The following is a 17,839-nucleotide window of genomic DNA, read 5'->3' on the forward strand; positions in this document are numbered from 1 at the left end:
GCACAGCGCACTCTCCTACCTGTCCCCGATGGAGTTCGAACAGCAGCACCACAAGACAGCTAAACTCTCACTCGCCGCATGAACCCCGTGTCCACGCTCCGGGGGTCACCTCAATACTGCATGTCGAAGGTGCGCAGTCCGCCGGCCACGATCTCGTTGGCCTGCATACCGGTCTCGTGTTCCAGCTTGACCATCAGCAACGCGTTCCGGTTGTCGAGACGGGCGGCGGCCACCAGAAGGAGGCCAGATGAGCTGGTTCCGTTCTGGCTGTCGCGCAGCGCATGGGCCAGCTCCCCGGAGACTTCCACCAGATCCTGCTCACCGCTGAGGAACGACCGGACAGCGTCGGGCAGGCCGGACTTGAGTTCAGGGTCTTCTACGACCTCGCGGCCCAGGCGGTCCAGAACGTCACGGAGCTTCCCCTGCAGCGCCGTGCGCCCGCCGTCGTCAAGCCTGCAGGCTGTCTCGCTGAGCTTGAGCGGAACGGGATCCTGGTCTTTGGTGCGCTGAGGCACTGCATGGACGATGGCCTGGTCAATGACGAGGTCCCCGAAGTCGGTACGCACTTCCCCACCCACGCATCCCCGCCCGCACCCCCGAGGCCGGACGCTGCTGTCCAGGCGTGGTCCGGGCAGTGGTTGGTCCCTGTCCGTGACACGCGCTGTGCTGTATTGCCTGGCACCCAACCCGGCAGAGGGCGCAAGCCTGCTTGTCCGTGTCACATGCCAAAAACTGTGTTGCTCATCGTAACGGGGCGTGCAGGGGCTACGGCTGGGCTGCCTGTGGCGGTGGCCGAACTGCGACGGTGAGCGGGGCGCGGGGTCTACTCCCTCGCTCAGAGCGCCAGTCGTAGGGACGGCCCTGGCAGGCCGGTCGCTTCAGCCGGGCGCGGTCGCGCAGGACTTCTGCACGATCTGCCCGAACAGGCCCCAGACGGCGCTTCGATGACCGATACTGGCGAGCAGGTCTGGCGTGCCCGCAAGAGGATGCACGCGGCCGGCGAGTACGAGAAAGGCGGCGCGGAAGAGGCTAAATGAATTGGCTTAAGGGCTTTATCAGCATTCTTTTTGTTAGCTACAGCGTGTAGCCCACCCTGCCCAAAAAGCCGAAGAAAAGCTCCTCCGCAAGAACCGCCGAACCAAGCTTTTGAATCACCCCGCGGGACCAACGGACTGGTCCCCAAGGGTGCTAGCAGGCCTGCCGTAAAACACCACCGACCCGCCTCAGCGCGGCGTCGGCCCTCGGCATGCCCTCACACGGCGCACCTGTGCCGCCTCACTCCGTCCCAGTCGCTCTGCAGCGGCTCGTTCAGGCATGAGGCGGCCCAGCCGTCACGTGCTGGAAGGGCATCTACGCGATGAACTCGTCCTCCCCCGGCCCCATCGCCGGCTTCCTGGCCGGACTACCCGCTGTCCTCGCCGGTGCCCTGGGCGGCGCACCCTGGTGGGCCGTCGGCGCGATCGTCATCGCCGCGTACCTCGCCGTCCCCCTCACCAGTCTGGTCCTCGACCACAACCGCCAGCGAAAAGGAAATCTCGTCGATGAGAAATTCGCAGCCACGCTCGATCAGATAGCAGACCCGGAAAAGAGAATCCAAGCCATCATCAACTATCGTCAGGCCGCAGCCTCCACAGCCGTTCCGCAACCACCACCGGAACCGCCACCAGGAGCGCTGCCGCACCCGAGCCCAGACGGCACCAGCCAGTCAGCAGCATCCGCATAGACGACCATGGAGGGGGACCCGGCGGGGCGCGCCGCTCACAGAGCAGCCCGCGGAACGTGTCTCCTTGACTCCGGAAGAGAGCCGCTCGTGGACAGCACCGCCCTTGTTCAGTTGAGCATGCGCTGGTGACGGCCAGGAAGCGACGGGTGCAGCGTGGCTCACACGCGCACGCCTCGTCTTCATCCTCTGACAGCTGGTCGAACGCTGGGTGAACTGGCTTTCTCAGTCGGCGGTGGTGGCGGGCAGGCGTCAGCAGCGGGCGGCGGCGTGCCAGTCTCTGCGGGGTGCGGGTGTCTGACGGCCGGGATGTCGAGGCCGGCATCGCGAATCAGGTTGTCGAAGCGAATAGGGGTGCCGAAACAGCCGGCGAACAGTCCGAGGCGGTCGGTGGTACGCGGGGTACGGCGGCGGAAGGCGAGCGCAGGGGGCGGGCGCGGGGCGGGACGGCGTACATGTGCTGCGGGCCGGGCGGCATGCCGATGTAGATCCGCGAGTCGCGGTCGATGGCCAGGCGGGTGGCGTGCTCGTCGACGCTGGCGATCTGGGTCATGGACAGCAAGGACTGGCCGGTGCCGGTGAACAGCAGGGCGGCCGCTGCGGCGGCGCGCAGCGGATTGGGCAGGTGCGTGGCCAGGACGTGGGCCACGCGCGGGGTGATCGGCACGGTGGTGATTCCGGGCCCGCCCAGTTCGATGAGGTCCTCAGGGACGTCGGCTCCTTCCCGAGCCTGAGCGCCGCGGCCAAGGAGAAGGCCGACAGCCGCAAGTACATCGGCGTCCACTTCGAGCGGAACCAGCCCCGTCTCGCGGCATACGTCTGTGCGACATCACCTGGCCCGGGACAGGGCGAGCCTGTTACGGGCCTGTCCGTGTCACGCGCCAACAATCGTGCCGCTCATCGCAACGGAGCGTGCATAGGCCATGGCGGGGGTACCGGGAGCGGTGGCTGAACTTTAATGGTGCGCCGGGGTCTGTGTCCCTCTACGGCCTGCCCTGCGAAGCCGAGTAGCTGTTGAAGCGGCAGGGGTGCTCAAGACCACACGGGGCTCATCACCGTATCGAGAAGGGCGAGACAGAGCCGGCAGTCGTGAAACCGGGCGCGTGGGTCTCGAGCACCAAATCGAGGCGGACAAGCTCACCCAGGAGTAACTGGACGTGCTACGGAAACTGGGAGTTGGATGGACCTGACGAAAAGGTCACCAGCCGAACCAGAGACTCCTGCTGACTGAGACCACCGGGCCACCACTCCTCCACCAGGCATCCCTTTTGGGGCAATTAAGGACATATGCAGGTGTAGTGTTGATGGCAGTGGAGGTGGGGGGCCAGATACTCACGTCGCGATTCCCCTCGGGTGCGCGTCGCAGGAGGCGCTGTGGCCAAGACAAAGCTCATCAGCCCCTTCCCCCAGCAGTTCACCGACCGGCAGTGGGCCCGCTATATCAAGCAGGGACGCGACATGATCGGGGAAGACTCTTCGATCCAGTTCCGGTTGGGCGATCTGACGCTGAAGATGATCAGGCCCAAGGGACGGGGAGTGAACCAGGGGGTCTTCCGGGTACTGGACCGCTTCGCGGATGAGATCGGAAGCAACGTCAACACTCTGGTGAAGTGTCGGCACGTCGCCATGGCCTGGCCGCCGGACAAGAGGGTCCCGGGTGTCCCGTGGACGGTGCACTCCGCGCTCGACGCTCTGCCCGACCGGTTCGAGATCATCCGCCAGCCACCGGAGGGCAAGGAGCGCTGGACGGAAGACCTCGCCCTCAGCCGGGCAGGGCGCCTTCCCCACCGGCCGCTGACCAAGGAAGAGAAGCTGGACCGGGTCCGGACCCTTATGCGGGAGAACGAGAGCGCCAGCAAAGCGGTCGAGGAGATGATCCGCCGCCCCGACGTCGCGCAGCGGGTGATGTCCAGCCCGTCGAACCAGCGCATCCTGTACCGGGCCCACCATGAACAGCGTCAGCAGGCTGCCGCTGCCAGGTTCGCCGCCGCGCACGAAGTCGAGGCCGATGACGAGGCCGAGGTGGCGGAAGTCCGGCAGGTTCACCGCCGCGAGCCCGCGGTGGACTACCAGCGGGCTTCCAGTGAGGTGCTGGAGCTGATCGGCAGTGGCACGGCGTTCCTGGTCGATCTTCAGCGGATGATCCCAGGCCTGCACGTGGCGGAGTTCACCGAGCGTGAGGTGCAGGCGGTGCTGGACAACCACCGGCGGATCCGGGCGGCGCTCGACTGGTGCGATTCCGCGCTGTCCACCGGAGACAAGAGCATGGACGAGGAACTGGCGCGCATCCTGTCCGAAGGGGATGACCAGGTATGACCCGCACAGCCACCGGCGCCCCGCGGGCGGCCCCGGTCCCCACCCAGCACCTGGCCGAACTCGCCTGGAGACTGTGCGAGGAGAAGGGTGAGGACGTGATGCTCCCCCGTGAGGAGATCACCGGCCGCATCCACGCCACCGACGGGCAGTTCGAACGGGCCAAGGGCTACATCCGCGACCACATCACCATGGAGAAAGGGAAGGCGTTCCTGTCCTACCGCAGCGGCTACATGATCACGATCGACCCCGCGAAAATCTCCGAGTACGCCGCCTTGCGGATGCGCCGCATCAACACCGAACTGCGCCGCCTGCTGTCCGGCGCCATCAACCCTCTCGGCGAGGAAGTGAACAACTACGAGGTCCTGGCCATGTTCCAGGACGAGATCGCCCACATGACCCGCACCTACGACCGGATGAAGAAGGCCACCCTCGCCATGCCCAAGCCAACCCGGCCGGCCAAGCCGAAACGGCGGCGCCGCACCACCGCGGGCACCTGACGCCCGGGAGTGTCCATGACGGGACGTCCCCCCGCACGTCGCCCGGCCAGCGCGCGCACCCTCTACCGCGTGCTGACCGACCTCGGCGCTGCCCCGAAACTGGACCCGCGACAGCGACCGGACGGACCCAAACGCACCGACACCGCCCTGCTTCTCGGCGTGCTGCTCGCCAAAACCGAACTCGACGCCGCCCAGCGCGCAGACCCCGCACAAGAACCGCCACGCGGACTCACCCGGCTTCTGGCCGGCTACTGCTCGGCCACCGCCTCACCAGCCGACGAGACTCGTCTGCGGCTACTCAGCCTCCGCCTGGTCCGCAGTGCCATCGAAGCCACACTCGATGACGACTCCAGCCCCCTGTCCCGTGCCGCCGGCGACTCCGCACTCGCCGCCGCCGGCCTCATCGACGCCGACCGGCTCACCCGTACCGGCGCCAGCCCCACCGCGATCAACGCCTGCCTCGACACCGCCGCCCAGTCACTGACCGCGGCCACCACAGACATCGACAACCTCATCCCCCGACGCCACCGCACCCGCTGCTCCCCCACACGTACCCATGCGTGAGCGCGGGAGGCGGGCGAGGTGCCGGTAGGCAAAGAAGACCGCGGCCGTGCGGATGCTCAAACGGCATCTCGGACTCATCGTCGACGAAGCCAAAGGCATCCTCGAACCCGAGGTCGCTGAACCTGTCCATGAACGGGTCGGCCCCGGGAGAGCATCGCAGCGTGGTCGGCTGGTAACAGGCTTGGGTGGTGGGCCATGACAAGCTGCGCGTTTCCGGGCGGGGCGGTTCAGTCTGGGGCGGGCTGCGGTGTCCGCTCGGGCGGTTGGCTGTTCCGGCCCGCGCGGCGGCAGCAGCACGTGACTGGGGTGTGCACGACGTGTAGTTGATCGCCGCTCTGTGCCGGTCACGGGTGTGTGCTGGGCAAGCGGTCCAGAGTGGCTGGGGCGGGGATGTCGAGGTGTCTGCAATGGGCGGCTGTGTGCCAGTCCTCTTCCGGGTGCAGGTGCCGGGCGGTGGGAATGTCGAGGCCTGCGTCACGGATGAGGCAGTCGAAGCGGTCAGGGGTGCCGAAGCAGTTGGCGAACAGCCCAAGGTGATCCGCGGTGCGCGGGGTGCGGCGGCGGAACTGGAGGGCGGCTGTGAACAGAGGGCGGGCGCGGGGCGGGATGGCGTACATGTGCCGCGGGCCGGGCGGCATGCCGATGTGGACCCTTGAGTCGCGGTCGATGGCCAGACGGGTGGCGTTCTCGTCGACGCTGGCGATCTGGGTCATGGCCAGCAATGATGGGGCGGTGCCGGTGAACAGCAGGGCGGCCACCGCAGCGGCACGCAGCGGATTGGGCAGGTGGGTGGCAAGGGTGTGCGCCACGCGTGGGGTGATTGGCACAGTGGTGATGCCGGGTCCGCCGCGCTCGGCAAGATTGTCGGGGATGTCCAGCAGGAGCGCCCGGCTGAGGAATCCGGCCTGGGCTCCGCGGACGCGGGCGAGTGTGTGCTGGGGGCTGGGGCTCGAGACGGTCAGCCGGGCCAGGAAAAGACGCAGGCCCTCCATGTCCTGCCAGGCGGTGGTCTCGTCCGGGCCGGTGTTCTCGGCCGGGGGCGTGGAAACTGATGCGGAGCGGGCGAGCCAGGTGCGGGCGGCGGCATAGCCGGCCTGGTACTGGCCGTCGGCATGGGCGAAGTCGGCCTTGTTCAAGCTGCGCCGGCACTCGGGGAGGAAGGTGGCAGCGTCGCTGCGGGGCAAGTCAGGCAACGGGTGGACGTGATCGGGCGGTGGTGGACTGTGGTGTCGGCGGGTGGCGGGTGGGCCGATGGCGTTCACGATGGCGTCCGTGCCGCGCACTGCGGGCAGACCAGCCAGTTCGGCGTTGATGAGGCGCTCTCTCAGCCGTTGTTCGTCGGCCGGGGTGGGTGTATGGCCGATGAGGATGAGGTGGATGCCGGTCTCGGTGCGCCAGGTCGCCAGGCGACCCAGGCGTTCCGGTGTGAGGTGGTGGGCGCGCAGCACGATGGCTTCTTTGATTCCTGTGGTCAGGGTCCAGCAGGTCACTGCGCGCCACGCTGCGTCGGTGGACATCCGCTCGGCGTCGGGCCGGGCGAAGCTGTCGCGTCCCATGGCGCGCAGCAGGTCCAGGGCGAGGTAGGCGAGGCTGTTGGTGTGCGGGGTGGGATCGGTGGTGATGCAGCCGCTGCTGGGGTGAGTGCGCTGGTGGGCTGCGTGGTGGACGGCGTGGTCGTCGCTTGAGTCCAGGAGCAGCGTGACGGGCGGGGCTGATGCCAGTGCGGTCTGGGCGGGTGCGGTCATGGGCGGCGTGAGGTGTCGATGCGGCCGACTGTCTGCCGCAGCAGGTCAGGGTCGGGGCGCCGGGCGCCGGCAGCGGTCAGGGTGCGCTGGACATGGTGGGTGAGCAGGGCCCAGCGGCGCAGGCTGCCATGGGCGAAGTGGCCGTCCAGAAACCAGAGTTGGTCAGGTGCGGCGGTCTGCCAGAGCGGGTGCAGGGCGGGGACTGCGCGGAGAGTCTGGTCGCGGGTGAGCGGGTGGATGGTCAGCCACTGTGCAGTGCGGGTGGAAAGCATCTGCTGGGCGCGCAGCGCCTTCTCGCCGTGCTGGCCGGCGATCAGGACCACGCAGAGACCGTCGGGAAGGTCGTCGTGCAGGAAACGGAGATACTCGAAACAGGCCTCGGGCATCCGGTCGGCCTCGTCGACCACCACAATGCGTGGTGCAGCGGCGAGCGCGCGGCGGATGAGAGCGTCAGCAACCGCAGGTACAGCAGGCGGAGCGCCGTGAAGTCCGAGAACGTGGTGCAGGTGAACGCGCAAGTCGGCCGGCCTTGGCCTGGCCCCCAGGCGCAGCGGAACGTGTGCCTGAGGAAAGCGGGTATAGGCGGCGTGGTGGACGGCGAAGGTCTTCCCGACTCCGGCATCGCCCAGTACGCACAGGAAACGCCGCTGCTCGTGAGCGTCAGCGAGTGCGTTCTCAACTTCCGTCAGGCCGGGAGTGACGACGGTGCGGGCTCCGGCCAGGCCGAGAAAGTGCACTTCCTGGGGCGCGGCCTGGTCGGCGAGCGGGAAGAACCGTGTGAGAGCCGCTTCAGGCCGCACGGCCGGCACGGTCAGCATCGAGCCAGGGCCCAGTCGACGATGGTGTCGTCGACCTGCTCGGTGCCGAAGTACTCCATGCCCTTCAGGACGTGCTTGGTCACCTTGACCCACTCGCGGAAGGAACCGAGGGCGTACTGGGTGTCGATCCGCTTGAGCAGCGCCTCGTCGGCCTGACGCCATACAGGGTGGGAGTCGGGGACGGCTTTGAGGATCTCGTCCTCGGTCATGGCGAGAATCTCCAGGCGGATGTAGATCCTGGAGGCCAGCGCCGGGTCACTCTGCAGGGTCTCGTAGGCCTCGCGGCCGCCGACGAACACGATGGCGGGCTTGGGGTCGCAGTTGTCCCACAGCTTGCGCAGAAACTCGAAGTTCTCCCGCCGGTACTGCTGGGCCTCATCACACACGATCACATACGGACTCCTGGGCAAGGTCTCGCGCAGCAGCTTGTCGAACGCGGTCGGCGTGCCGGGCATTTTGCAGTTGATGTTCATCTGGTGGAACAGCTCTTCGCGCAGGTCCTTCGGGCCGGGGCGGGAGCGGGCGAAATCCAGCGGGAGGATCAGGTCCGGGTTCATCTCCTGGATCGTGGCGCGGGTAGAAAAGCTCTTGCCGAGCCCAGGATCGCCGTAGATGACGGACATGGCCCGCGACTCGACGGTGTCGATGACGGTGTCCTTGATCTGCAGCAGCGTGTCGGTGGCGACCAGTGCGGAGTCCTTGAGGCCGAGGAAGTACTGCGGGCTCAGATCGGGGCGGCGCCGGGACGCTTCGCTGGGCGGGGCTGTGGCCGGCTGGCGGCGCCGGGGAATGTGCTTACGTTTGGGAGCAGTCGTCATGAGGCGTCGTCCTTGGGTGGGGCGGGAGTCTGGCCGGGGCGTGCCCAGGTGGACGGGAGCGGGGTCAGGGGCCGGTACGGCTGTGTCCGCCGGCGCCGCGGCACGGATGAGGTGGTGCCTTCGAGTTCGGCGCGTGCCTCCTGCTCGGTCATGCGCAGGGCACGGACAGGCAGTTCGGGCTGCGTCGAGGGCAGGTAGCGCTCCCGCCTGCGCTCGCCGGAGCGTTTCAGGGCCCGGCGCAGCACCGCGCTGTGCTCCGCACGGTCGCTGAGGACCTTCTCGCGCAAGGCCTCGTCGGCTTCGTTACTGAGGAAGGCCCGGCCGAGGTAGCGGTTGGAGCGGAAGGTGTAGAGGTCGATCTCGTGATGGTGGTGGGGCATCCACCGCACGCGGACCTCGGTCCCGATGCGGCCGACGCCGTTCTCTGGCATGTAGCAGCGCCCCGCGAACTCCACGCCGTGGCTGGTGATCTTGCGGGGTCTGTGGTCGCTCTCCAGCATGAGGGCGCGCAGTTCGGCCGGGCCGGGCTCGGGACGGATCTCGGCCAAGTCGGTCTGCCACGCCTGAAGCGGCGTCATCCGGGTGCGTTTGAGGACGTGCACGGTGTTGCGTTCGTCGACCCACGTGCGAAGCAGGTCAACGAACGCCTCGAAGGTCAGGGGCGGATCCTGGTCGCCGACACGGCGGCGGTGATCGAGCCGCGGTGCCTGGGTGTAGCGGGGAAGATCGGCAAAGAAACGGGTCATGCTCGTGCGATTCAGCCGCTCGATACCGCCCTTATGACGAGGGCTGCTCACCCGATGCACCGGCACGCTCAGCAGCCCGAACGCGCGCCGGACAGTCTTGGACAGGAAATCCGCGCCGCCGTCCACGCGCACCAGGTGCGGCAGCCCGCCCGCCGGGCCGTACGGGGCTTCCCGCAGCACGGACGCGCGCACCGCCGCCAGGACAGAACCACGGTGCGCGGAACCCGCGGTGACCGCCCAGCCCATCACATAGCCGGTGCCGCGATCCTCGAACCACGTCACCCATACTTTCGACAGCTTCTTGTCGGGCATCATCACGGTGATCGGGACCTGCTTGTGGTCCCCTTCCCACACCTGGTTACGGGCCACCGCCGGCCGCTGGAAAGCAGGGTCGAAACCACGGGCAGCCGGAATCCCCTCCCGTAAGCCCGCCATGAAACCCGGATCAAGATCACGGGCGATGGCATCGTGCAGCGTAGTCAACCCCGGCGGCTTCTCCCCCGCCGCTTTGGCCACGCGGACCAGATGCTCGTGAGCACGTTTCACGTTGCCCTGGTAGTCGGCGAGAACATCGATGATCCCGTCAGTAATCCGGAACCGGCGGCGTTCCGGCTTCTCCGGCGTACCGATCTGCTCGGCCTGCGCCAGCCAGCGCCACACCGTCCTCTTGTGTACGCCCACCGCATCAGCGACCAGCCGCACATGCGCCGCCGTCAACTCCCCCGCCTCACGTAACCGCAGCAGCTGAACGACCGCAGCAGGCCGCAACTCATCCCGGTGCCGGCCCAGCCCCGCTTCGGAAGCGTCATCGTCCAGCGTGGTCACCGCTCACCGCACCCAGGAGGCAAGCAGACGGATAACGACACGGCGACCAACCTCAACCCTCCAACGACAAGCCATCACAGCCCAGTTCACAGCGCGCACCGCGTGAAAGGAGCGCTGGAAGAAACGCTAAAGGCGATACCTCGCGCAGCAGCCCAGCACATCACCACTACGGGTGACACCGCCACGTTCCACCCCTACCCGGACACACATGCGCTATAGAGCACGCCACATAGGAAGTCCGACGAACACGCCCCTACCAATCCGGAATCACGCCACCACCGAATCCGGAACACTGCCACCAAGATCAGTCAGCCGACACACCCACTGACCAGCACAAAAACAACCCCTCATCACTGACAAGCAAACCCGAACACCCCAGAGCCCTCTCCCCGAACCTCACAACGCGGGCAGCTAGCTGGGCGGAGGGGTGGACTCGATGGAACGAGATGTGACGGACCGTGAAGAGCGGGACGGCGGCCAGACAACTCGGAATCTCCCGCTCTCCCGACCATTCAGATGGTGCGTCAAAACCTGACTCCAGATGAGATCTGGATTCAGTACGCACCACCTGAGACACCTCACACACCCTCAAAAATTCCACTCCCCCGAACTCACCCATCATCAGAAATGAAATGCTTTGAGCACCGGAAAGGAGCTGGATTCGGAATTTGCGAACCCGAGTATTCCGAATTTGAAAGTGCGTCAAAAACCGACCTAGCTCTTTTCTGGAATCGGCACAGATCCCCACTCAATCTCGCCCGGTAAACACGAGAGTCCCCTCCGTGCAAGACAGCTTGAACCTCGAAGTCGACCGGTCCACCGTCATCCGCGCATGGGAAGAGTCAGTCATCCCCGGCATGCTCCAGACCGCGGACTACGTGCGTGCGATCTTCCTGCGGTACGCAGAGCGGAGCGGTGACTGCCGCAGTTGAGGGCTGCCTGATCGGGCGAGCCGAGTCACCCTCATCGTTGCGGTGCGTTGGCGGGGGGGGTATCCAAACCAATGCTATACATTCCGTGATCAATCGGACACGACGTGTGACCGCTTTGAAGTGGAGGAGTCCCTCATGCGCATCCGATCTGCCTGCGTCATGGTCGCCGCAGCGCTCAGCGCGACCGTACTCGGGGTGGGCACCGCCGACGCGACCGGGCCGCTGAGCGGCGCCGAGGTCCGCGCCTGGGCCAGCGGTCTCGTTCTCGGCGTCGCCAGCAACTCGACGGTCGGCGCTGCCCAGCTCCAGTACCAGACCGACACCGACGCCTTGGCCCAGAAGTGGGCCATTGACCCGGTCACCAGCACCACCTTCCTGCTGCGCAATCTCAACAGCGACATGTGCGTCACCGCTATGAGCGGCAGCACCGCGGATGCCCTCCAGCAGCGTCCGTGCGATCCCCGGTGGGAAGAGCAGACCTTCACTATGGCGGGCTCCAGCAAGCCCAACCGGCACCTGCTGCGCAACCTGGCCTACAACAAGTGCATGCAGCAACTGTCCTCCTCCGCCGTGCCCACCATCGCCGTCCTGAACGACTGCGCCCCCACCAACAACTACCAGGCCCACTCGTTCGACGTCCGCTGACCTCTTCGGACGGAGTGATACGAACGGCGTGACGAAACCGCCCTCCGTTCCGGCCGCAGCCGGAACGGAGGGCGTTGTTATGAGCGGTGATTGCCGCTGCTGGGGACTGCCTGATCGGGCGAGTCGGCAGACTCCATCGTCGCGGTGCGTTGGCGATTGCACCCCGGGTCGATGCAGTACGTTCGCAACGCTACGTGTTCAATTGAACGCGAAGTGTGATCGATTCGAAGTAGAGGAGCCCTTCATGCGCATTCGATCTGCCTGCGTCATGGCCGCCGCCATGCTGACTGCGACCGTACTCGGGGTGGGAACCGCCGACGCGACCGGGCCGCTGAGCGGCACCAAGGTCCGCAACTGGCAGACCGGCTTCGTCCTCGGCGTCGCCGGTAACTCGACGGTCGGCGGCGCGGAGGTCCAGTACCAGGCCGACACCGACAACCTGGCCCAGAAATGGGCAATCGACCCGGTCACCAGCAGCACCTTCTTGCTGCGCAATCTCAACAGCGACATGTGCGTCACCGCTGTGGGCGGAGGCAACACCGAAGCCCTTCAGCAGCGTCCGTGTGACCCCCGCTGGGACGAGCAGATCTTCAGCATGGAGGCCTCCACCAAGGTCAACCGGTATCAGCTCAAGAACCAGGCCCACAATCTGTGCTTGAACCCCGGCTCCACCGGCGCCCCCATCTACGCCCGAGTTACCGCCTGTAGCACCGCCAACTACCACAACACCCACTCGTTCGAAGTCCGCTGACCTCTTCAGGGCGATCAGGCTCACCGGTACGAAGTGGCATGACGAAAGCCCCCTGCCCCGGCCGAAGCCGGGCAGGGGGCGCTGTGACGATGACGGGAGTGGGACGGGTCGTAGATGGTGCCGCGCCCGGTGTGGCCGGAGCCACCGCACCCGGCACACCTGCCGTCAGCAGCCCAGACCGGCCCAACAGACCAGAGGTGCGAGCACCGGCGCGCGGCCCCGCCGACGCGCGAGAAGGCACTGGCCCGCCGCCGATCCCCGAAGCGCTCCGCCTGCCCCGCCCCCGCCCTCTCCATTTCGGCAGTTCGGGCGGCAGGGGGTGCGCAGAGGGGATGTCAGCACCCCGACCACGCCTCTACAGGGCGTTGTCACGTTGGCTGACCGGCGTGGGATGATCTTCGTGGAGGTCGTATCGGGGAGGGGCCTGCGCGTGTCGTCCGTGTCACCGTCGTACCGGGGGCACCGGTACCCGGTCGAGGTCATCTCCCACTGCGTGTGGCTGTACCACCGGTTCCCGCTGTCGTGCCGGGAGGTCGAGGAACTGATGCTCGAGCGCGGCGTGGTCGTCTCCTACGAAACCGTCCGGCAGTGGTACCTGAAGTTCGGTCAGGCCTACGCCAACGCGCTGCATCGCCGGCGTCCCCGTCCCGGCGACAAATGGCACCTGGACGAGGTCTTCATCAAGATCAACGGTGAGCTGAAGTACCTGTGGCGCGCGGTGGACCAGGACGGCAACGTGCTGGACATCCTCGTGCAGAACAGACGCGACAAGGCCGCGGCCAGGCGTTTCTTCCGCAAGCTCCTCAAGGCCCGCTCGGTGCCGCGGGTGGTGGTCACGGACAAGCCCCGCAGTTACGGGGCCGCCCACCGCGAGGTGATGCCTTCCGTCGAGCACCGCTCCCACAAGGGCCTCAACAGCCGGGCCGAGAACTCCCACCGGCCAACCCGGCAACGAGAACGCGCCATGAAGGGCTTCCGCAGCGTCGGCGGAGCCCAACGGTTCCTGGCCGCGCAGCGGCATCTCACCCACTTCCGACCCCGACACCACCTGATGACCGCCACCAACCATCGCGCCGAAATGACCGTCCGCTTCGCGATCTGGGAGCAGATCACCGGCACCGCCGGCCTGCCCGCCACGGCCTGAGCGCGGAGCCGGAACCGACCCCAGCACGCCCCGACGCCCCACCAAGCGCCAACACCCCCGACAACGTGACAACGCCCTACGAGCACATGGGCTCACTTCCTGCGCTCCCAAGCCGACGCCCTGCTGGCCTGCGACTTCCTGGAAACGGTCACCTTGTCCGGGGCACGGATGTATGTACTTGCGGTGATCGAGCATGCCAGCCGCCGGATCCGGGTCCTTGGCGCCACCGCGCACCCCACCGCATCCTGGGTGGCACAAGCTGCGAAGAACGTCGTCATGGACCTCGAAGACGCCGACTGCCGGGCCAGGTTCCTGATTCGGGACCGGGACGGGAAGTTTCCCTCCTTGTTCGACGCCGTCCTCAACGGTGCCGGGATCGAGGTAGTGCTCAGCGGAGTACGGATGCCGCGCATGAACTCGATCACGGAGCGCTGGGTGCAGAGCTGCCGACGCGAGCTCCTGGACCGCACCCTGATCTGGAACCAGCGACATCTGCTCCACGCGCTACGCGATTTCGAAGACTTCTACAACGCCCACCGGCCCCATCAAGGCATCGCCAACGCCCGCCCGCTACACCCCTTGCCGACGCCGATCACCGATCCAGAGCAGATCACCCACCTCGAGATACGACGACGCCAACGACTCGGCGGCATCCTCAACGAGTACCAACATGCCGCCTGAACTGGGCGGATGAGGTTTTCGGCAGGCGCACCGTTGGGCACAATCGCTGGAGCCGGCCCTGACCGCGGCGGAACCCGCGCTGGAGGGGCGCGGTCAGTCGTGTGGGACGACGGCGACCGGGCAGTCGGCGTGGTGCAGGACGCCGTGCGCGACGGAACCGATCCGGGCCCCGAGGGCGGTGCGGTGGGCGCGTCGGCCGACGACCATCAGCTGGGCCCGTCCGGCCAGGGACAGCAGCACCTGTCCGGCGCTGCCCATCTCCACGTGCTCGACGACCGGCACGTCCGGGTACCGATCCCGCCAGGGCTGTACCGCCTCGGCGAGTGCCTTCTTCTCGAACGGCTCCGGACCGCCGGCCTCGTCGAGCAGACTGAGCGAGGCCGGGCTGTATGCGAACACCGGCGGCAGCGTCCAGGCCCGTACGACCCGCACGCTCGCGTGGCGAGCGGCAGCCGTCTCGAAGCCGAACCGCAACGCGGTGGCGCTGTCCTCGGGATCGCCGTGCTGGCCCACGACGATCTCGCGCCCGGCGGCCTCCGCAGAGGGCTTGTCATCGGCGCGGACCAGGACGACCGGGCGGGTCGCCGCGGCGATCACCTGCTGGCCCACGGAGCCCAGCAGGAACCCGACGACCGGGCCGTGTCCGCGCGAGCCGAGCACCAGTAGTTCCGCCTCCGCCGCGACGGCGAGCAGTGTCTCAGCCGGGGCGCCCTCCAGGACGTCGGTGGTGACGGTCAGTCGTGGGTGCCGCGCGACGACGGTCGCGACGGCCCGCTCGACGCCTTCGCGCACCCAGGCCAGCTGGGCGTCCCGGCCAGCGACCTCGGGCGCGGTGTCGGGCTGGTGCTTCCACGCGTGCACCACCCTCAGCGGTACGTCTCGCCGCACGGCCTCACGGGCCGCCCAGGCGAGCGCTGCGAGGCTCTCGTCCGCCCCGTCGATCCCTGCCGTGATAGGGCCCGTCATGCCTCTGCCTCCTGTGTCGTGACGCGCTCGTACCCGACCATTGTTCACTACGTCGACGATCACGGTGACGGCATGGGAACAGGTGGTCGTGGACGCCCTCGAAAGAGGAAGATGCGTTGTGCTCATGAGGCGGGACGCCAACCGCACCGCCCGCAACCGATCGCGTGCAGGGCCCTCGGCCCGGCCTCGGCGAGGGTGTCGATGAGACGGGAGACCGTCGGGTCGGAGGCCACCGGACCGAACACGGTCGGCTCGGCCCGAAGTATCCCGATATCCGCGAGGCAGTCCGCGCCGAGCGCGACCGCGAGGGCAACGCCCAGCAGGACCTTGCCTGGAGGCGTTGTCACGTTGGTGGGGTGTTGATCGGTTGAGGGCGCGTCAGGGCGTGTGGGGGTTGGGTGGGGGCCTGGGTCACGCTGCGGTGGGCGGGGCGGTGGCGCCGGTGATCTGGTCCCAGATCACGAAGCGGACGGTCATCTCGGTGCGGTGGTCGGGGGCGGTCCTCCGGTGCCGGCGTGGCCGGAAGTGGGGTGAGATGCCGCTGAACGCGGACAGGAATCTCTGAGCTCCTCCGACGCTGCGGAAGCCTTTCATGGCGCGTTCGCGCTGCCTCGTTGGCTGGTGGGAGTTCTCGGCCCGGTTGTTCAGACCTTTGTGGGAGCGGTGCTCGACCGAGGGCATCACCTCGCGGTGGGCCGCTCCGTAGGAACGGAGCCTGTCCGTGACGATCACCCTCGGCACGGCCCCGATTCCTTTGAGGAGCCGACGGAAGAAGCGCCTGGCCGCGGCCTGTTGCGCCAGTTCTGGACGAGGGTGTCCAGCACGTTGCCGTCCTGGTCGACCGGGCGCCAGAGGTACTTCTGCTCGCCGTTGATCGTGATGAAGACCTCGTCAAGATGCCACTTGTCGCCGGGGCGGGTACATCGGCGGCGCAGCGCGTTGGCGTAGGGCTGCCCAAACTTCAAACACCACCGGCGGATCGTCTCGTAGGACACGATGACGCCGCGCTGCAGCATCAACTCCTCCACCTCACGGAATGACAACGGGAAGCGGAAGTACAGCCCACAGTGGGAAATCACCTCGACCGGGTACCGGTGCCCCTTGTACGACGGCGGCGTACTGCCCACGGACAACCCCCTCCACCGTGATCAACCGGAAGATCATCCCACCCGGTCAGCCAACGTGACAGTGTCCATTTGAGCGTCACGGCCGAAATGGATCAGCCTTGCTCGAACACCCTTTCCGCACCTACGCGGTCACCCGCCACATCGACCACAGGTCTGCCTACGCGGCACCCGACCCGCCGGGAACTTCACGCTTTGCGCAGAACAAACCCGTGAACAACCCCGGCCAGGGTCGACGAAGCACATAGGGGCACCCCCAGCAGCACTCGGCAAACCGGAGGTGCCGACCGTCCGGTGGGGACGGCTCAAACGGTGAGGTTGCGCAGCCGCGCCAGGACGGTTTGCCGCTCCTCGGTGTCTTCGCTCCAGCCCTGTGCCCAGTCGAGCGCCGAGCCTCCCCCCGACTCCCGCAGGTGCGGGTCGGCTCCATGACACAGCAGCAGCTCGACGAGGGGCAGGTTCGCCTTGGCAGTGGCTGCGGCAAGTGGCAGTCCGCTGCGCCACCCCCGGGATTCGGCGTTGGGCGAGGCCCCGGCCGTCAGGAGCAGCTCAGCGCAATGGTTTTCGCCTTGGACGGTGGCGAGATAGAGCGGTGTGGCTCCGTCAGGGTCGCGGGTGTCGGGATCGGCCCCTTGGGCGAGGAGCCGCTGGAGAAGGCCGACGTGTCCGTCACCGGCAGCCGCGGCAAGACGCTTCGGTAGCTTCTTACGCTTTCTATTGTTCACGTGTTTCCACGGGCGCGGGGCCTACCGCCTGGAGCTGCGGAAGGTGCAGTGGTGCGCCCGGTACCCCTTTCCATACTTCTTGCTGATCTGGGCCTGTACATCTCGCTGGGCGGCCTTTTCGGCCTCCGACTTGCTCTTCCCCTTTCCGGTGCCCTTGAGCTGCTTGTCGCCGTGGTCTCCACTTCCGATCTTCTCGACACCACAGACGGCGGTGGAGTACCACGTCTTGGGCTTGGCCATGGTGGCGTCGGAGGCTTTGGCGGTTCCTGTGAGGGCGAGCAGGGCACATGCCGCTGCTGCGATCCAGCAGGCGATGGACCTCTTCACGGTGCCTCGCTTTCGGTTGGTGGGGTGGGCGTGGTAGCGCCCGGCGGACACGATGGCATGCGCAGAGGATGGGATTGTGCGGCCGTTCAAGGCTGGAGTTGACGCGCGGAACGGTTCTTCGCCCATCGTCACGGGGGTGGGCGACTCTTGCGGGGCGTGGTGGTTTCACACCTTTGCGTGAGGTGGACCGAGGGGCCGCTTGCGAGGGCCGCAAGCGGGGACTGGCCGTGGACGTGCTGGGTCTGGTCATCGCCGTCATCGTCCTCACCGCGAGCGCGCACGACAGCGCCGCGGGCATTGCCCTGCTGGACCAGGCCGCCGAGCACAGCGGCGTTGAGGCTGACCCGCCGTGATCACAGCTCGCACCACTCACCCAGTTCGCCAGGCGAACCCTCCTGGATGAAGTTGCGCAGGAGTGCCCATGCGCGATCGACAGCCAGGACGAAGTTGCCACTGATCACAGCCAGGTCGTCCATGCCACCGAAAATCATCGGG

18 protein-coding genes and 4 pseudogenes are annotated in these 17,839 nt (G+C 67.2%); 10 read left to right on the top strand and 12 right to left on the bottom strand.

Annotated features, from left to right (window positions below; genetic code table 11):
- Nucleotides 1-110: 110 nt before the first annotated feature.
- Nucleotides 111-566: a nucleoid-associated protein gene (locus ACFV8T_RS37635; protein ID WP_385336324.1), complete on the bottom strand. Its 456-nt coding sequence runs from the start codon at nt 564-566 to the stop codon at nt 111-113.
- Nucleotides 567-1,357: 791 nt separating this feature from the next.
- Between ACFV8T_RS37635 and ACFV8T_RS37640 the strand changes: the two genes are divergently transcribed.
- Complete coding sequence (locus tag ACFV8T_RS37640; RefSeq protein ID WP_385336326.1) at nt 1,358-1,723, top strand: hypothetical protein; 366 nt, start codon at nt 1,358-1,360, stop codon at nt 1,721-1,723.
- A 328-nt stretch (nt 1,724-2,051) separates the two neighbouring features.
- Here the strand turns inward: ACFV8T_RS37640 and ACFV8T_RS37645 are convergent, their stop codons facing one another.
- Nucleotides 2,052-2,387: a hypothetical protein gene (locus ACFV8T_RS37645; protein WP_385336328.1), complete on the bottom strand. Its 336-nt coding sequence runs from the start codon at nt 2,385-2,387 to the stop codon at nt 2,052-2,054.
- A gap of 707 nt (nt 2,388-3,094) precedes the next feature.
- Between ACFV8T_RS37645 and ACFV8T_RS37650 the strand changes: the two genes are divergently transcribed.
- Genes ACFV8T_RS37650 through ACFV8T_RS37660 form a run of 3 tightly spaced genes read left to right on the top strand, consistent with a single transcriptional unit; the run spans nt 3,095 to nt 5,097 of the window.
- The gene (locus ACFV8T_RS37650; RefSeq protein WP_385336330.1) at nt 3,095-4,036 is read left to right on the top strand and encodes a DUF6192 family protein; all 942 of its coding nucleotides are present in this window, start codon (nt 3,095-3,097) and stop codon (nt 4,034-4,036) included.
- Nucleotides 4,033-4,533, top strand: coding sequence for a hypothetical protein (locus ACFV8T_RS37655; protein WP_385336332.1), 501 nt, complete (start codon nt 4,033-4,035; stop codon nt 4,531-4,533). The genes ACFV8T_RS37650 and ACFV8T_RS37655 overlap by 4 nt, the downstream gene beginning before the upstream one ends.
- Nucleotides 4,534-4,548: 15 nt before the next feature.
- Nucleotides 4,549-5,097, top strand: a complete 549-nt coding sequence (locus ACFV8T_RS37660; RefSeq protein WP_385336334.1) for a hypothetical protein — start codon at nt 4,549-4,551, stop codon at nt 5,095-5,097.
- Between the two features lie 344 nt (nt 5,098-5,441).
- Here the strand turns inward: ACFV8T_RS37660 and ACFV8T_RS37665 are convergent, their stop codons facing one another.
- From ACFV8T_RS37665 to ACFV8T_RS37680, 4 genes are read right to left on the bottom strand one after another with little or no spacing between them, the layout of a single operon-like run.
- On the bottom strand, nt 5,442-6,842 hold the full coding sequence (locus tag ACFV8T_RS37665) for a hypothetical protein (RefSeq protein WP_385336336.1): 1,401 nt from the start codon (nt 6,840-6,842) through the stop codon (nt 5,442-5,444).
- Entirely contained in the window at nt 6,839-7,660 is an 822-nt protein-coding gene (locus ACFV8T_RS37670) for an AAA family ATPase (protein ID WP_385336338.1), read from the bottom strand. The genes ACFV8T_RS37665 and ACFV8T_RS37670 overlap by 4 nt, the downstream gene beginning before the upstream one ends.
- Nucleotides 7,654-8,478: an AAA family ATPase gene (locus ACFV8T_RS37675; protein ID WP_375880080.1), complete on the bottom strand. Its 825-nt coding sequence runs from the start codon at nt 8,476-8,478 to the stop codon at nt 7,654-7,656. The genes ACFV8T_RS37670 and ACFV8T_RS37675 overlap by 7 nt, the downstream gene beginning before the upstream one ends.
- Entirely contained in the window at nt 8,475-10,049 is a 1,575-nt protein-coding gene (locus ACFV8T_RS37680) for a Mu transposase C-terminal domain-containing protein (RefSeq protein ID WP_385336341.1), read from the bottom strand. The genes ACFV8T_RS37675 and ACFV8T_RS37680 overlap by 4 nt, the downstream gene beginning before the upstream one ends.
- A 782-nt stretch (nt 10,050-10,831) precedes the next feature.
- Between ACFV8T_RS37680 and ACFV8T_RS37685 the strand changes: the two genes are divergently transcribed.
- From ACFV8T_RS37685 to ACFV8T_RS37705, 5 genes and pseudogenes are all read left to right on the top strand, one after another.
- The gene (locus ACFV8T_RS37685) at nt 10,832-10,981 is read left to right on the top strand and encodes a Scr1 family TA system antitoxin-like transcriptional regulator (RefSeq protein ID WP_385336343.1); all 150 of its coding nucleotides are present in this window, start codon (nt 10,832-10,834) and stop codon (nt 10,979-10,981) included.
- A 135-nt stretch (nt 10,982-11,116) separates the two neighbouring features.
- On the top strand, nt 11,117-11,626 hold the full coding sequence (locus ACFV8T_RS37690) for an RICIN domain-containing protein (RefSeq protein WP_385336345.1): 510 nt from the start codon (nt 11,117-11,119) through the stop codon (nt 11,624-11,626).
- Nucleotides 11,627-11,870: 244 nt separating this feature from the next.
- The gene (locus tag ACFV8T_RS37695) at nt 11,871-12,377 is read left to right on the top strand and encodes an RICIN domain-containing protein (RefSeq protein ID WP_385336347.1); all 507 of its coding nucleotides are present in this window, start codon (nt 11,871-11,873) and stop codon (nt 12,375-12,377) included.
- A gap of 391 nt (nt 12,378-12,768) precedes the next feature.
- Entirely contained in the window at nt 12,769-13,521 is a 753-nt protein-coding gene (locus tag ACFV8T_RS37700; RefSeq protein ID WP_385336348.1) for an IS6 family transposase, read from the top strand.
- Between the two features lie 69 nt (nt 13,522-13,590).
- A pseudogene (locus ACFV8T_RS37705) lies at nt 13,591-14,202 on the top strand (integrase core domain-containing protein); the annotation flags it as partial.
- A gap of 93 nt (nt 14,203-14,295) precedes the next feature.
- Here ACFV8T_RS37705 and ACFV8T_RS37710 read toward each other — a convergent pair.
- The 5 genes and pseudogenes from ACFV8T_RS37710 to ACFV8T_RS37730 all read right to left on the bottom strand — a co-directional run bounded on the left by ACFV8T_RS37710 (nt 14,296) and on the right by ACFV8T_RS37730 (nt 17,344).
- A complete protein-coding gene (locus ACFV8T_RS37710) occupies nt 14,296-15,168 on the bottom strand; it encodes a universal stress protein (protein WP_351266533.1) in 873 nt (290 codons plus the stop codon).
- Between the two features lie 146 nt (nt 15,169-15,314).
- Nucleotides 15,315-15,503: pseudogene (locus ACFV8T_RS37715) on the bottom strand (IS1380 family transposase); the annotation flags it as partial.
- Nucleotides 15,504-15,579: 76 nt separating this feature from the next.
- Nucleotides 15,580-16,247, bottom strand: a pseudogene (locus ACFV8T_RS37720) (IS6 family transposase).
- A 350-nt stretch (nt 16,248-16,597) separates the two neighbouring features.
- Nucleotides 16,598-17,017 carry an ankyrin repeat domain-containing protein gene (locus ACFV8T_RS37725; protein ID WP_351268444.1) on the bottom strand — a complete coding sequence of 140 codons (420 nt, stop codon included), beginning with the start codon at nt 17,015-17,017 and terminating at the stop codon, nt 16,598-16,600.
- Between the two features lie 21 nt (nt 17,018-17,038).
- Entirely contained in the window at nt 17,039-17,344 is a 306-nt protein-coding gene (locus ACFV8T_RS37730; RefSeq protein ID WP_385336350.1) for a hypothetical protein, read from the bottom strand.
- A 203-nt stretch (nt 17,345-17,547) separates the two neighbouring features.
- Here ACFV8T_RS37730 and ACFV8T_RS37735 point away from each other — a divergent pair.
- Nucleotides 17,548-17,676: pseudogene (locus ACFV8T_RS37735) on the top strand (IS5/IS1182 family transposase); the annotation flags it as partial.
- Nucleotides 17,677-17,697: 21 nt separating this feature from the next.
- Here the strand turns inward: ACFV8T_RS37735 and ACFV8T_RS37740 are convergent.
- Nucleotides 17,698-17,820, bottom strand: coding sequence for a hypothetical protein (locus ACFV8T_RS37740; RefSeq protein ID WP_385336355.1), 123 nt, complete (start codon nt 17,818-17,820; stop codon nt 17,698-17,700).
- Between the last annotated feature and the right edge of the window lie 19 nt (nt 17,821-17,839).

Source organism: Streptomyces sp. NPDC059832, assembly GCF_042731715.1.
GTDB lineage: Bacteria > Actinomycetota > Actinomycetes > Streptomycetales > Streptomycetaceae > Streptomyces.